Annotated in this window: 12 protein-coding genes and 1 tRNA gene (1 of these 13 only partly in view); 7 read left to right on the forward strand and 6 right to left on the reverse strand. The window is 45.9% G+C overall.

Features of this window, described 5'->3' with window-relative positions:
• The first annotated feature begins 71 nt into the window (after positions 1 to 71).
• The 5 genes from mnmE to MP213Fo_RS07660 all read left to right on the forward strand — a co-directional run bounded on the left by mnmE (position 72) and on the right by MP213Fo_RS07660 (position 5,926).
• A complete protein-coding gene (gene mnmE / locus MP213Fo_RS07640) occupies positions 72 to 1,400 on the forward strand; it encodes a tRNA uridine-5-carboxymethylaminomethyl(34) synthesis GTPase MnmE (RefSeq protein ID WP_421091066.1) in 1,329 nt (442 codons plus the stop codon).
• A gap of 224 nt (positions 1,401 to 1,624) precedes the next feature.
• Positions 1,625 to 3,514: a tRNA uridine-5-carboxymethylaminomethyl(34) synthesis enzyme MnmG gene (mnmG, locus tag MP213Fo_RS07645; protein ID WP_421088487.1), complete on the forward strand. Its 1,890-nt coding sequence runs from the start codon at positions 1,625 to 1,627 to the stop codon at positions 3,512 to 3,514.
• Positions 3,511 to 4,143: a 16S rRNA (guanine(527)-N(7))-methyltransferase RsmG gene (gene rsmG, locus MP213Fo_RS07650; RefSeq protein ID WP_421088488.1), complete on the forward strand. Its 633-nt coding sequence runs from the start codon at positions 3,511 to 3,513 to the stop codon at positions 4,141 to 4,143. The genes mnmG and rsmG overlap by 4 nt, the downstream gene beginning before the upstream one ends.
• A gap of 51 nt (positions 4,144 to 4,194) precedes the next feature.
• Positions 4,195 to 4,995 carry a ParA family protein gene (locus MP213Fo_RS07655; protein ID WP_421088489.1) on the forward strand — a complete coding sequence of 267 codons (801 nt, stop codon included), beginning with the start codon at positions 4,195 to 4,197 and terminating at the stop codon, positions 4,993 to 4,995.
• A 52-nt stretch (positions 4,996 to 5,047) separates the two neighbouring features.
• The gene (locus tag MP213Fo_RS07660) at positions 5,048 to 5,926 is read left to right on the forward strand and encodes a ParB/RepB/Spo0J family partition protein (protein ID WP_421088490.1); all 879 of its coding nucleotides are present in this window, start codon (positions 5,048 to 5,050) and stop codon (positions 5,924 to 5,926) included.
• A 70-nt stretch (positions 5,927 to 5,996) separates the two neighbouring features.
• On the opposite strand, the gene holA is transcribed toward MP213Fo_RS07660, so the two are convergent.
• From holA to MP213Fo_RS07690, 6 genes are all read right to left on the reverse strand, one after another.
• Positions 5,997 to 7,043 carry a DNA polymerase III subunit delta gene (gene holA, locus MP213Fo_RS07665; protein ID WP_421088491.1) on the reverse strand — a complete coding sequence of 349 codons (1,047 nt, stop codon included), beginning with the start codon at positions 7,041 to 7,043 and terminating at the stop codon, positions 5,997 to 5,999.
• Between the two features lie 122 nt (positions 7,044 to 7,165).
• Entirely contained in the window at positions 7,166 to 7,960 is a 795-nt protein-coding gene (locus tag MP213Fo_RS07670; protein WP_421088492.1) for an ABC transporter ATP-binding protein, read from the reverse strand.
• A complete protein-coding gene (locus MP213Fo_RS07675; RefSeq protein WP_421088493.1) occupies positions 7,957 to 8,838 on the reverse strand; it encodes an ABC transporter permease in 882 nt (293 codons plus the stop codon). The genes MP213Fo_RS07670 and MP213Fo_RS07675 overlap by 4 nt, the downstream gene beginning before the upstream one ends.
• A 246-nt stretch (positions 8,839 to 9,084) precedes the next feature.
• Entirely contained in the window at positions 9,085 to 10,053 is a 969-nt protein-coding gene (locus MP213Fo_RS07680) for an ABC transporter substrate-binding protein (RefSeq protein ID WP_421088494.1), read from the reverse strand.
• Between the two features lie 243 nt (positions 10,054 to 10,296).
• Positions 10,297 to 10,373, reverse strand: a tRNA-Arg gene (locus tag MP213Fo_RS07685).
• A gap of 235 nt (positions 10,374 to 10,608) precedes the next feature.
• A complete protein-coding gene (locus MP213Fo_RS07690; protein WP_421088495.1) occupies positions 10,609 to 11,805 on the reverse strand; it encodes a M20 aminoacylase family protein in 1,197 nt (398 codons plus the stop codon).
• A 411-nt stretch (positions 11,806 to 12,216) separates the two neighbouring features.
• On the opposite strand from MP213Fo_RS07690, the gene MP213Fo_RS07695 reads away from it, so the two are divergent.
• Together MP213Fo_RS07695 and MP213Fo_RS07700 are read left to right on the forward strand one after the other, a co-directional pair.
• Positions 12,217 to 13,266, forward strand: a complete 1,050-nt coding sequence (locus tag MP213Fo_RS07695) for a D-alanyl-D-alanine carboxypeptidase family protein (protein WP_421091067.1) — start codon at positions 12,217 to 12,219, stop codon at positions 13,264 to 13,266.
• An 11-nt stretch (positions 13,267 to 13,277) separates the two neighbouring features.
• A protein-coding gene (locus MP213Fo_RS07700) for a CobW family GTP-binding protein (RefSeq protein ID WP_421088496.1) crosses the window boundary here: on the forward strand, positions 13,278 to 13,654 show its 5' end (the start). 757 nt of this gene lie beyond the right edge of the window; only the first 377 of its 1,134 coding nucleotides appear in the window; it begins with the start codon at positions 13,278 to 13,280; its stop codon lies beyond the right edge, outside the window.

The following is a 13,654-nucleotide window of genomic DNA, read 5'->3' on the forward strand; positions in this document are numbered from 1 at the left end:
GTTTAACGCAGTCTCAAATGGAAACCGGCTCCGCGGTTTCTAAAGCTGCCTTTATATGTAACGGATTTTCTATGTCAGTGCAGAACTTTCATCATGAGACAATCTTTGCTCTTTCAAGTGGGCGGCTACCTTCCGGAGTTGCGGTTATTCGTATTTCCGGGTCGCAAACACGATTCGTAGTCGAAACAATCTGCGAGAAAGTTCCTGAACCCAGAAAAATGATCTATTGTCACTTCAAAGACATTCAGGGAAATGTGCTGGATAGTGGTTTACTTGTATTTTTTGAGGGACCTAAAAGCTTTACAGGCGAAGATTGCGCAGAATTCCATATTCATGGCGGTATTGCCGTGGTGGAGAAGTTTCTCGAAATTCTTGCAGACTTCAAATCCTGCCGCTTAGCAGAGGCGGGTGAATTTACACGACGTGCTTTTGCTAATGGTAAAATGGATCTGACGATGGCTGAAGGTCTGGCTGATCTTATTTCATCAGAAACTGAAACGCAAAGACGATTGGCCGTGCAAGTTGCCTCTGGGGCTCAGCGTAATCTCTATATGCAGTGGCGACAAAAAATCATTCAAGCGCGGGCATTTATTGAAGCAGAACTGGATTTTGCTGATGAAGGCGATGTACCGGGCTCAGTATCAGATCGTGTGTGGCAGGAAATGTCTATAGTTGCAGCTACGATTGAAAAGCACATTGAAGACGGAAAGCGCGGCGCGATGCTACGCGACGGGTTTCATATTGTTATCATTGGTGCACCCAATGCAGGAAAATCAAGTCTTTTAAACTTACTCGCTGCTCGTGATGTAGCTATTATCTCTGACGAAGCAGGAACAACCAGAGATTTATTAGAGGTAAAACTCAACCTCAATGGAGTTGTAACTTACCTTACAGACACTGCAGGCATTCGTGAAACTGAAGGCAAAGTCGAAAAAATAGGTATTCAACGTGCTAAAGACAAAGCAACTGAAGCAGATTTAATTCTGTATATTGAAGACTTATTAGAACCTATAAATGTTGAAACTGCAAAATTTACAGCACCAATTTGGAAAATAGGCAACAAAGCCGACTTATCTAACAAACAACAAAATGACTATAATTATGTAATTTCAGCTAAATCCGGCGATGGAATAGCCCAAATCATCAATGATTTAACGGATTATATTACTGAAAAAACCAAACTACAAAATGATGTAGTACCCACTCGACGCAGACACATTGATTTATTAAACAATTGCAAGCGTGAAATTCACAAAGCTTACAGCAGTACAAATCTACCCCTGGAATTAAGAGCGGAAAATCTCCGTCATGCATCACAATATCTTGGACGCATCACCGGCGATGTTGATGTTGAAGATATTCTGGATGTCGTTTTTTCACAGTTTTGCATTGGGAAATGATTCACGTGAAACATATTTTCATGTTATAGGTGTGAAAATCATTCAGGAGTGTTTCACGTGAAACATTCTGTGGAATCTAAAAAAGCACATTGACTCGACTAGATATTTCTGAGTCAACACCCACTTTTTAAAATTATGATCCATCTTCTCATTTGATGTTCCCTTTTAAGCAAGAACATGAGAATGATGATTCACGTGAAACCAAACAAGTTTTGGAATTTATTATGACAAATTCTTTTGATGTCATTATTATTGGTGGCGGACATGCTGGCACAGAAGCTGCCGCGGCATCAGCACGAACTGGCGCTAAAACTGCTTTAGTAACCCATCATTTTGATACTATCGGCGTTATGTCCTGTAATCCTGCCATTGGCGGATTGGGTAAGGGGCAGCTTGTTCGAGAAATTGATGCTCTGGATGGATTAATGGCTAGGGCCGCAGATCAATCCGGCATTCAGTTTCGTCTGCTTAATCGACGAAAAGGCCCTGCAGTCCGTGGCCCACGAACGCAGGCTGACCGCAAACTTTATCGGTTGGCAATTCAGCATTTGATCAAAGAGCAGCAAAACCTCACTGTTATTGAGGGTGGTGCAGCTGATATTATTGTTGAAAACGGTGTTGTAAGGGCTGTTCAATTGATGGATGGCACAGTTCTGCAATGCTGCGCGGTGGTTTTGACAAGCGGCACATTCTTAAATGGTTTAATTCATATAGGTGAAAAAACTATTCCGGCTGGCCGTATGGGAGAAAAGCCGGCACTTGGGTTATCCGAGCGGCTTAAAGGGCTTGGATTTGCACTTGGCCGTTTAAAAACGGGAACACCATGCCGTATTGATGGTAAAACGATTGACTGGCAAGGACTTGATAAACAATCTGCTGACGAGCATCCGGTACCATTTTCATTAATGACAGACGCTATTACTGTTCAGCAAGTTGATTGTGGCATTACCCGTACCACAGAAGCGACTCATCAGGTTATCCGTGATAATATTCATCGCTCAGCAATGTATTCTGGTAATATTGAAGGCATTGGCCCGCGTTATTGTCCCTCCATTGAGGATAAAATCGTAAAATTTGGCGATCGTGATGGTCATCAGATATTTCTGGAACCGGAAGGATTAGACGATGATACCGTTTATCCGAATGGTATTTCAACAAGTTTGCCAGAAGATGTACAGCTTGATATTTTGAAAACTATTCCTGGTTTGGAACATGCGCGTATGCTTCAGCCTGGCTATGCTATTGAATATGACTTCATTGATCCGCGGGAATTACATCGCAGCCTCGAAACGCGACGTGTTCAAGGTTTGTTTTTAGCAGGCCAGATTAATGGAACTACTGGATATGAAGAAGCTGGCGCACAAGGCTTGCTTGCGGGTTTGAATGCAGCAAGGCGTGCGGGCGGTAATGAACCGGTTATCATTCAGCGCACGGAAGCTTATATTGGCGTAATGCTCGATGATTTGACCTCCAGAGGTGTAAGTGAACCATATCGTATGTTTACTTCACGCGCTGAATTCAGACTCTCTTTACGGGCTGATAATGCTGATATTCGTCTGACACCTTTAGGTGAAGAGTGGGGGCTTATTGGCTCAGCACGACAAAAGCGCTTTAACGAGCGTAAACAAGAACTTGATCAGGCGCGTGATCTTGCTAAAAACCTATCGATAACACCAAACGCTGCTGCTGCTTATGGAGTTAACCTCAATAAAGATGGCGTGAGACGATCACTCTACGACCTTTTATCATATCCGGATATCACGACAGAGCGAATGGCTGAAATCTGGCCTGAATTAGCGGCTTTTTCAGTTGCAACCAAAGAAGCCTTAGAAATTGAGGCGCAATATTCGGTTTATCTTGATCGCCAAAATGCGGATATTGCGGTGATGGAACGTGAAGAACAACTGATTATTCCGGTTTCTGTACAATTTTCCGGTATTTCAGGTCTTTCAATTGAACTCCAGCAAAAGCTTGAAAAACGACGCCCTTCAAACATTGCCGAAGCGCAAAGAATAGAAGGAATAACGCCGGCTGCGATTGCTTTGCTGATAACACATATCCGCAGACATGGTATTGCACAGGAAATTTCAAGCGATTTGGCAAAACAAGCATGACAAAAGATAAATATTTTGATTCACTGAAACAAATATACCCAGCTGTTTCACGTGAAACAACGGATGATCTGATTGCTTTTGAAATACTGTTTAAAAAGTGGTCCAAAGCAATCAATCTGGCTTCGCCAAATACGTTGGAAACATTGTGGCACAGGCATATTCTTGATAGTGCTCAGATTTTTAATTTGGCACCCCAGGCAAAAAACTGGCTTGATTTGGGTTCAGGTGGCGGATTTCCAGGGATTGTATTGGCAGTAATGCTGAAGCAGACTGATGGATATATTCGATTGGTAGAGAGTAACGGTAAAAAATCATCGTTTCTTCGTAATGCATTGGCGCAGTTTAAAGCGCCGGGTCAGGTGCTTAATGCAAGAATTGAAAGCTGCTATTCGCAAGTACCAACACCGGAAATCATTACGGCTAGGGCTTTGGCGTCATTGGATAAGTTATTTTCTTTAACTGAACCATGGATGACAAATGGTGCAAAAGCTTTGTTTCAAAAAGGGCGGGATTATCAACGTGAGATCGATGAAAGCCAGAGCAATTGGCAGTTTGACCTGATACAGTATGATAGTGCGATAGAAACAGGTTCTGTCATTCTTGAGATTAGCAATTTGCGTCGACGTTGAAGAGTGTGACGGTATTCGCTTTAAGAACAGAAGTTATTCGGGACAATTATTATGAATAACAGAACACGGATTATAACAATTGCGAACCAGAAAGGCGGGGTGGGTAAAACCACGACTGCTATTAATCTGGCAACAGCATTGGCTGCAATCGGTGAGAATGTGTTGATTGTTGATCTCGATCCGCAGGGCAATGCCAGCACCGGGCTTGGGGTTGACCGTAAAAACAGACCTTTGTCATCCTATGATGTACTCACACAAAATGCGACTATTCCTGAGGCCGCAATTGCTACAGATGTGCCAAACCTGTTTTTGATCGCGTCTACACTTGATCTGCTTGGTATTGAAATGGAGATTTCTAATGCGCCGGACAGAACCAGAAGATTACGTGATGCGTTGCGCTTCGATTCAGGGATAGCTGATCACTTCAGCTATATTCTGATTGATTGCCCGCCATCGCTGAATCTTTTGACTTTGAATGCAATGGCTGCTGCTGATTCAGTATTAGTACCTTTGCAGTGCGAATTTTTTGCACTTGAAGGGCTGAGCCAGTTGCTTGAAACTGTCAATCAGGTACGCAACTCACTCAATCCTGAGTTGACCATTCAAGGTATTGTACTGACGATGTATGATAGCCGTAATAATCTGGCTAATCAGGTTGTTGATGATGTTCGTGCCTTTATGGGCGATAAAGTGTATCGCACGGTTATACCGCGTAATGTCCGTGTTTCTGAAGCGCCGTCCCATGGCAAACCGGCCATTCTATATGATCTGAAATGTGCGGGCAGTCAGGCTTATCTTCAATTAGCATCGGAAGTCATTCAGCGTGAACGGCAAATACGCGCTGCGGCCTAGGCATAAATATTTCGATTCGAATACGTAACAATTTGCAGAAAGCATTCAACTGATGAACGATGATCCTTCAAAAAAGCGTCTTGGTCGCGGTCTGGCAGCTCTGATTGGGGATATTGACCGGCCTGTAGAAGAGCGCAAGGCACCGGTACCACTTGAACGTTATGTGCCTATTGAATTTGTGAGCCGTAATCCGCGCAATCCACGTCGTGTGTTTACGGAGGCTGAGCTTGAGGATCTGGCACAGTCTATTCGTGAACATGGTATTGTGCAGCCGGTTGTTGTGCGTCCGAACCCGCTTAACCGTGATCATTTTGAGCTCATTGCCGGTGAGCGTCGCTGGCGCGCAGCACAGCGTGCAGGCCTTACAGAAATTCCTGTTATTTTGCGCGATGTTGATGACCGTGTGGCGCTTGAGCTCGCGATCATTGAAAATGTACAGCGCGCAGATTTAAATCCTGTAGAAGAAGCAATGGGTTATCAGTTGCTTATTGATGAGCATGATTATACGCAGGCTGATTTAGCTCAGGTTATCGGCAAAAGTCGCAGTCATGTTGCAAACACGTTACGCTTGTTGAAATTGCCTAATGAAGTACAGGGTTTGATCAATGAGGGTGCGTTGACTGCCGGTCATGCACGCACATTGATCACTATGGATAATCCGACTGCTGTAGCGGAGCGTATTGTTAAAGAGGGTCTGTCTGTAAGGCAGGTGGAGGCGCTATCACAGGCTGAAAGCAAGGGCTTACCAGCACCTAAAACAGAGCGTGTAGCTGTTGAGAAAGACGCTGATACCCGCGCATTAGAAAAATTGCTCTCTGATGTAACTGGTATGAAAGTTGAAATAAATCATCGTGATCGCGGTGGCGAAGTACGTATACGCTATAGTTCATTAGAACAACTTGATGAAGTTTGCAGACGCTTACAGAGCTGATATATTAGAAAAGCCGGTTGTTATAACCGGCTTTTTATTTATTTAAGATAACTGAAATTATAGTTTTATTTCAACGCTTACGTTTATTGCGCATTGCTTCCACTGCTATAGCAATAAAGCTTTGTCTTATTATTGCAGTCGAGAGTGCTGAATTTTGACGACTTTCCAAAACTGTACGTTGTAATCTTTCAGTCACACGGGCGAGTGCTGCTCCACTCCATAGCCCGAGAGCCATCTCCACAAGTTTTTTACGGGCAAAAAATACCGGTGGTCTGGCTGAATTGACAACGAGCGCTGCCGGTTTGTTTTCAGCTTCCATATTAAAGCGCATTGCCTGCAACTGAGTAAATTGGCGCATAGCGGTGTTTACCAGCAAGAAGGGGTGGGTGCCGGTATTTACAACACGATCAAAGGCCGAACTGAATTTCGCCAGATCACCAATCATCACGGCATCGATTACTTCGTCTTGAGACAGGGCTGCCACGTCGCCCACAGACTCACGTACATCATTTAATTCGATGCGTTGCTGACCACGGGCATAAAGGCACAATTTTTCGAGTTCACCGCGTGTTGCTAACCGATCCCCACCTAAACTCAATCGCAGCAACTGGCGTGCATCCATTGATATTTGCAAATTATTGGCCATCAGCACATCGTCAATCAAGCCATCAATGCCACGCGCATCATCGCTATAACAGGGCAGTGCCATGGCGCTTGCACCATTTTCAACATGACTGCGCAAAGCGGCGTTTTTTTTCAAATCTCCGGCTTCAACCAGAATATAGGTATCTTGAGGCGGATCGGTGATAAGAGTTTTTACAGCATCTGCCAGGTTTTTTTGTGCTGAAGCATTGCGCACCCAGATCAGACGATCGCCGCCGAACATCGAGATCGTTCTTGCTTCATCAACCAGCCGTGCCGGATCTTTATCGATCTCATCGGCTTCAATACGCAATACCGCAAAAGGATCATCAAGTGGCAAACCTGTAAGTTTGGCAAGTTTGGCCGCGCGTTCACTGACCAGCCCTTTATCGGGGCCATAGATCAACACCACCGTACCTGTGCGAACGGGGCGGGATAAGAATGCGTCTACTTCATGTGCTTTTTTCTGTGCCATAGGTCTGCATACAACATTAGCATCAAAAGTGGAATCCGCGTATGGGCAGTTGTACTTATGTATATGATATAAAAAATGCCGCAGATTTCGCTGCGGCATTACCAAATTATTTGCAATTTATTTTACTGAATGAGCAGAGCATCATCATCCAGTGTTTCACCGCGGACTTTTTTGAACATATCAATCAGGTCTTTGACGGTGAGGTTTTTGCGCTCATCACCACTCACATCGAGAATGATATTACCGCCATGAAGCATGATGGTTCGTGTCCCATAATCCAGTGCCTGCTGCATGGAATGGGTCACCATTAGCGTGGTGAGCTTATTTTCAAGCACCAGTTTTTTGGTCAGTTTCATAATGAATTCTGCCATGCCCGGATCAAGCGCTGCCGTATGTTCATCAAGTAACAACACTTCAGAACCGGAAAGTGTTGCCATAATCAGCGAAAGCGCCTGACGCTGACCGCCGGAAAGCAAATCCATGCGATCTTGTGTGCGGTTTTCCAGACCAAGATTAAGGCCGGCAATATGCTTTTTAAACAGCTCACGCCGGTTACTACTCAGGGCAGAGGAGAGACCTCTGTTTTTGCCGCGCATTGCTGCAAGGGCAAGGTTCTCTTCAATTGAGAGAGAACCGCAACTGCCGGTGAGCGGATCCTGAAATACGCGTGCAACCAAAGAAGCACGGTCTGCAGTGGATTGTCTGGTTACATCTTTATGACCAATAAGAATCTTGCCTTCCGATGCCAGAACATCGCCGGCGAGGGCGCCGAGTAATGTTGATTTACCGGCACCATTAGAACCAATAACGGTAACAAATGTACCTTCTTCAATCTTGAGATTAATCCCTGACAGTGCTTGCTTCTGCAAAGGTGTACCACGGCCAAAGACGACGCCGAGATTGGATATTTCAATCATTTTGCAGATCCTCCACGACGCAACCGCGGCAGGATCAGAGCAATCGTTACCAGAACTGCTGTTGCCAGATTGAGATCAGAAGCCTTGAGGCCGATAAAATCACTGCTCAGTGCAAGCTGGATGGCAATACGATAAAGGATAGACCCAACCACACAGCCGATCAGCGCCCAAAGCAAAAAACGTGTGCGGAACACTGTTTCACCGATAATAACCGCGGCAAGGCCAACCACTATTGTACCAACGCCGGAGGTTACATCGGCAAAACCGTTTGTCTGTGCAAACAGAGCGCCGCCCAGTGCTACGAGTGCGTTGGAAATAGCCATACCAAGATAAATCTGACGATCGGTTTTTACACCCTGAGCGCGTGCCATACGCGGATTGGCACCGGTTGCGCGCATAGCGAGACCGATATTGCTTTCAAGAAAGCGCCATACCAAAAACACCGCAACGATAACCAGCACCCCGACAAACAGCGGACGCACATAATATTCAGGAACACCTAAACCAAAGAAAGGCGAAAGCATCGTATCTTGATTAATCAAGGCCACATTCGGCTTACCCATCACGCGCAAATTGACTGAAAACAGCGCCGTCATTGTGAGGATGGATGCGAGAAGATTAAGGATGCCAAAGCGGATATTTAAGGTGGCCGTAACCAAACCGGCACAGGCGCCAGCCATCATGGCTATCAGTGCTGCGATCCACGGATTAACACCGGTAATAATAAGAACTGCGGTAACTGCGGCGCCGAGCGGAAAGGAACCATCCACTGTAAGGTCGGGAAAATCGAGCACGCGGAAAGACAAATATACGCCGAGAGCTACAAATGAAAATACAAGACCTAATTCGACCGCACCCCAAAAGGCGATCAGACTCACAATAATGTTCCTTCGGCTTTTGCAAACGGCCGGCATAGTGAGGCGGATCATAAACAGAAACTGTTCAGATCGCTCCACGTATACGGGGCAGCCTGCTTGTTGATTTCTGAGCATTATCCGCAACGGAGAATGCCTGAATATGAATTATATATATTTATAAGTCAGACATCAGGATGTTGAACTGAGCACATCCTGATGTCTGTTGTTAGCAAAAAATCAGCCGTAAATTTACGGCTAAATCACAGCCTATTCTTTAATCACTTTGCTGGCGCGATCAATCACAGCCTGCGGGATTTCAATGCCCATTTTTTTAGCTGCAACCAGATTTACAACCAGATCAGTACCGGCAGCAACTTTAACCGCAATATCACCTGGCTTCTCACCCTTGAGAATACGAACAACAACTTCACCGGTCTGTTTGCCAACATCATAATAGTTGAAACCCAAAGCCATGAAAGCACCGCGGCTGACAGAATCCGTATCAGCGGTCATCAAAGGAATTTTAGCCTCTTCTGCAACACTGACCGCACCTTCAAGTGCTGAAATAATTGTATTGTCTGTCGGGATATAAATCAGATCAGCCTTGCCGATCAATGCGCGTGCGGCACCCTGAACTTCAGCCGATTTGGTTGCAGCAGATTCTACCACTTCAAGGCCACCATCTTTTGCGGCAGCTTTCAAAGCTTCGAGAAGCGATACAGAATTGGCTTCACCTGAATTATAAAGAAAACCGATGGTTTTAACATTCGGTGCAACTTCTTTAATCAGCTTGATATGATCAACAACCGGAGAAAGATCGGACAGACCGGTAACATTGCCGCCTGGTTTTTCCATATCTTTAACCAGCTGGGCGCCTACAGGATCTGAAACTGCTGTAAACACCACCGGAATGTCGCGGGTGCCTGAAACAACAGCCTGAGCGGAAGGGGTTGAGATCGGCACGATCACATCCGGTGCATCACCAATAAACTGGCGGGCGATCTGCGCGGCGGTGGCCGGATTGCCCTGTGCGGACTGATAAATGAATTTGAGGTTTTCACCTTCTTTATAGCCGGCGGCTGCCAGAGCGTCTTTTACGCCATCGCGTGCTGCATCAAGTGCCGGATGTTCAACGATTGCAGTAACTGCAACGCTGACATCTTTTGCACTTGCCGGTGCGGCAATCATTGTAGTGGCCATAGCTGTCGACAGTAATGCCAGAATAAGTGTACGCATGAAAATCTCCCTCTGTTCCGCGTCCCGATTAAAATGAATAATGAGTTCTCTGAAAGAGGTCAACGCGCATCACATATGATAGTACAGCCGATAGCGTTTTGATGCCATTATCGGGGCGGGCGTAGCGATAAAAGCATAGTTGTTTCACGTGAATCTTTTTGGTGAATGAAAACTTAATGCCCGAATTTATAAAATCATTATTTCAGAGAATGATAAGACATAGTTTTGAAATGCATGAAAAAGTGGTGATCCCGATTGGATTCGAACCAACGGCCTACAGATTAGGAATCTGTCGCTCTATCCTACTGAGCTACGGGACCAGTGCTTTGCACTATGAATAGTGCACTCATAATGATTTTTTAGGGTTTCGCCAAGGGCAAGAACGGCAGAAATTATGATTTGAGCATTTCATGTTCAAGTTGAATGATCTTGAATGGTATGAGACTCGACTGGTTGAAAGTGACGATCAAAAATAGCACAAAGCTGTGGCAGAAAGAAAAAGCGGAGAGGGGTGTACCCATCTCCGCTCTGATCTGTAAATTTTGCTGGCGTCACTTAAGCTGTAACTTTATCAACCGGTGATAGTTCTGCATCCTTAAGCCGGTATTGCGCCAGCTCAACCCAATAACTCATGCCATAGGGCAGGGCATTATCATTGAAGTCATAAGCAGGGTGATGCAGATTTGCGCTTTCACCATTGCCGATAAAAATATAGCAGCCGGGGCGGGCTTCAAGCATATATGAAAAATCCTCGCCACCCATCATCGGTTCAACATTACGGGTGATGGGGCCGTTAATGCTGACCTTATCCGCAGCATCGGCTGCAATCTGCGTTTGTCCGGTATGATTGAACGTGACCGGGTAATTATTTTTAAAGTTTAGATCAATAGTGATGTCGTTCAACAGGCCAAAGGCCTCACAATGCGCGCGCATCCGTTTTTCAGCAAAAGCACGGGTTGGTTTTGTCAGGCTGCGGATTGTTCCTGCCAGTACTGCTTTTTCCGGAATGATATTATATGCTTCACCGGCATTGAACTTGGTTACAGAAACCACGAGTGAATCCAGCGGGTTTGATCCGCGTGAAACAATGCTCTGCAATGCGGTTACAAGCTGCGACCCAATAACGATAGGATCAATATTACGGTGTGGCTGGGCGGCATGGCCACCTTTACCATTGATGGTAATAGTAAACTCATCAGTCGCGGCCATAATCGGGCCATTGCAAACGGCCAGTTCACCAACTGCAATTCCTGGCATATTATGCATGCCATAGACCTCAATAATATTGAAGCGCTCCATCATGCCATCTTTGACCATAGCAAGGCCGCCGGCGCCGCCTTCTTCAGCCGGCTGAAAAATCACAACAACTTCGCCGTAAAAATCACGAGTTTCGCAGAGAATTTTTGCCGCACCCAGCAGCATCGATGTATGACCGTCATGGCCGCATGAATGTGCTTTGCCCGGATTTTGCGAGACCCATTCAGGTGTGCCGGTTTCTGTAAGCGGCAACGCATCCATATCAGCGCGCAGGCCAATAACCTGACCGGCGCCTTTGTTACCCTTGATCACACCAACAAGACCAGTGCGGCCAATACCGGTTACAACCTGATCGCAGCCGAATTCACGTAATTTTTGCTCTACAAATGCCGCTGTTTCATGCACGTCATAAAGTAGTTCCGGCTTGCTGTGTAAATATCTGCGCCACAGGCTGACTTCCTGTTGCAGCGCTACAGCGCGGTCTAAAAGCGGCATTTCTTGTTCTCCGAACCTGTGTGCCCCTGCTTTTATATTACAGCGAGGCATAATAAATGAGTCTCAGACATAAGCAGGTGTGGGCAAAACACAACGCTCTGCAATAACATAGTGTGTTTTATAAAATTTCGCCAATCCGTCTTTGCCTTTTATACCCTCTGTGGAGTAGAAAAGTTTAACTCAGAAAAAATGTCTAGGATTTTTTCTGACGTCCGGATTTTTGCCGCTTTATACCGATTGAAGACGTGATTATATGATCGCAGCTTTTAATGAGCAGGTAATCAAGGCAAAATGACCTGATGCCTGTTTTCTGAATATTTTGCCCCGAAAGGTGGTGCTCACATGATCGCGTGTGTTTTTAAAAAATCTGTTTTGGCATTTACCGTGTCTTGCCTGACCCTCTCTCAGGCAATGTCACAGGCTGAAGCTAATCCTTATATGACTGTTGATGTGGCTACCGGTAAAGTACTGTCTCATAATGAGGCCTTCAGACGCTGGTATCCTGCATCACTCACCAAGATGATGACAGCTTATGTGGTGTTTCGTGCATTACAATCCGGCCAGAGAACATTGGAATCACCAGTTCGGATGTCGGTTGCTGCAACCAAAGAGCCACCCAGCAAAATGGGCTATAAAGCCGGTTCAGTGATGACGCTTGATACTGCGTTGAAAATCATGCTGGTAAAATCGGCCAATGATGTCTCAGTTGCTGTTGGGGAAAGCATCGGCGGCAGCAAAGCCGGTTTCATTAAAATGATGAATGCCGAAGCGCGCCGCATTGGTATGTTCGGCTCCAACTTTTCCAACCCACATGGTTTGCCAGATACCAACAATTATTCCACAGCGCGAGACATGGCTTTGCTGGCCGCGCAGTTACGCCGAGAATTTCCGCAATATGCGCATTACTTTAATACCGAAGCGATTGATCCGGGCGACGGTAAAAAAGTGCAGGCCAATTACAATATTCTGCTCGGGCGTTTCAACGGTGCCGATGGTATGAAAACCGGCTTTGTTTGTGCATCCGGTTTTAATCTTGCAGGATCGGCAACACGCAATGGCCGTACCATTGTTACAGTTGTTCTTGGTGCGGCCAAGCAGGAAGAGCGTACAGTGCAGGCCGCCGATTTGCTGACGGCGGGATTTGCGACCCGAGGCGGCGGCGGGGAAACGCTGGCAAGTCTTGCTCCTTATGGGGATAATAATAATCAGGCTACCGATTTGCGGGCGCAGATTTGCAGCCAGCAGGCGATGTCAGATCGTTGGGATGGTCGTGATGTTGAGGGCCGTTTGAAAATTAACTCACCTTATATAACAGCTATGACCCGCGAGCCGGTTGCTGTGCGTGTGGGCTTACTGAGCAAAGCGCCTGATGTTCAGGTTGGTACAGCCTTGCACATTTCACAAGTTCCGATTCCGTTACAGCGGCCAATGCGTGGTACTATAACGACAGCTGTAAATTAACGGGGTTGAATATGTCCTTTAAGCCAATCAGTGTTTCTGTGCTCACAGGTTTTCTGGGAGCCGGCAAAACCACTTTGCTTAACCGGCTGCTCAAGGATCCGGCATTGCGTGACACTGCAGTCATCATCAATGAATTTGGTGATGTGAGTATTGATCATCTTCTGGTTGAGCAGGCGAGCGACGGCGTTATTCAACTCGCTGATGGTTGTCTGTGTTGTACGGTTCGTGGCGAGTTGGTAGATACGCTGGCCGATTTGATCGAACGTGTTCAAACCGGTAAACTCAATACGCTGGATCGTATTGTTATTGAAACGACGGGTCTTGCAGACCCTGTTCCGGTTTTACATGCGTTAATGGGCCATCCTGTCTTAATGCAGGTATTAAAGCT

The organism is Pseudochrobactrum mosebachae (genome assembly GCF_048914685.1).
Classification (GTDB): Bacteria; Pseudomonadota; Alphaproteobacteria; order Rhizobiales; family Rhizobiaceae; genus Pseudochrobactrum.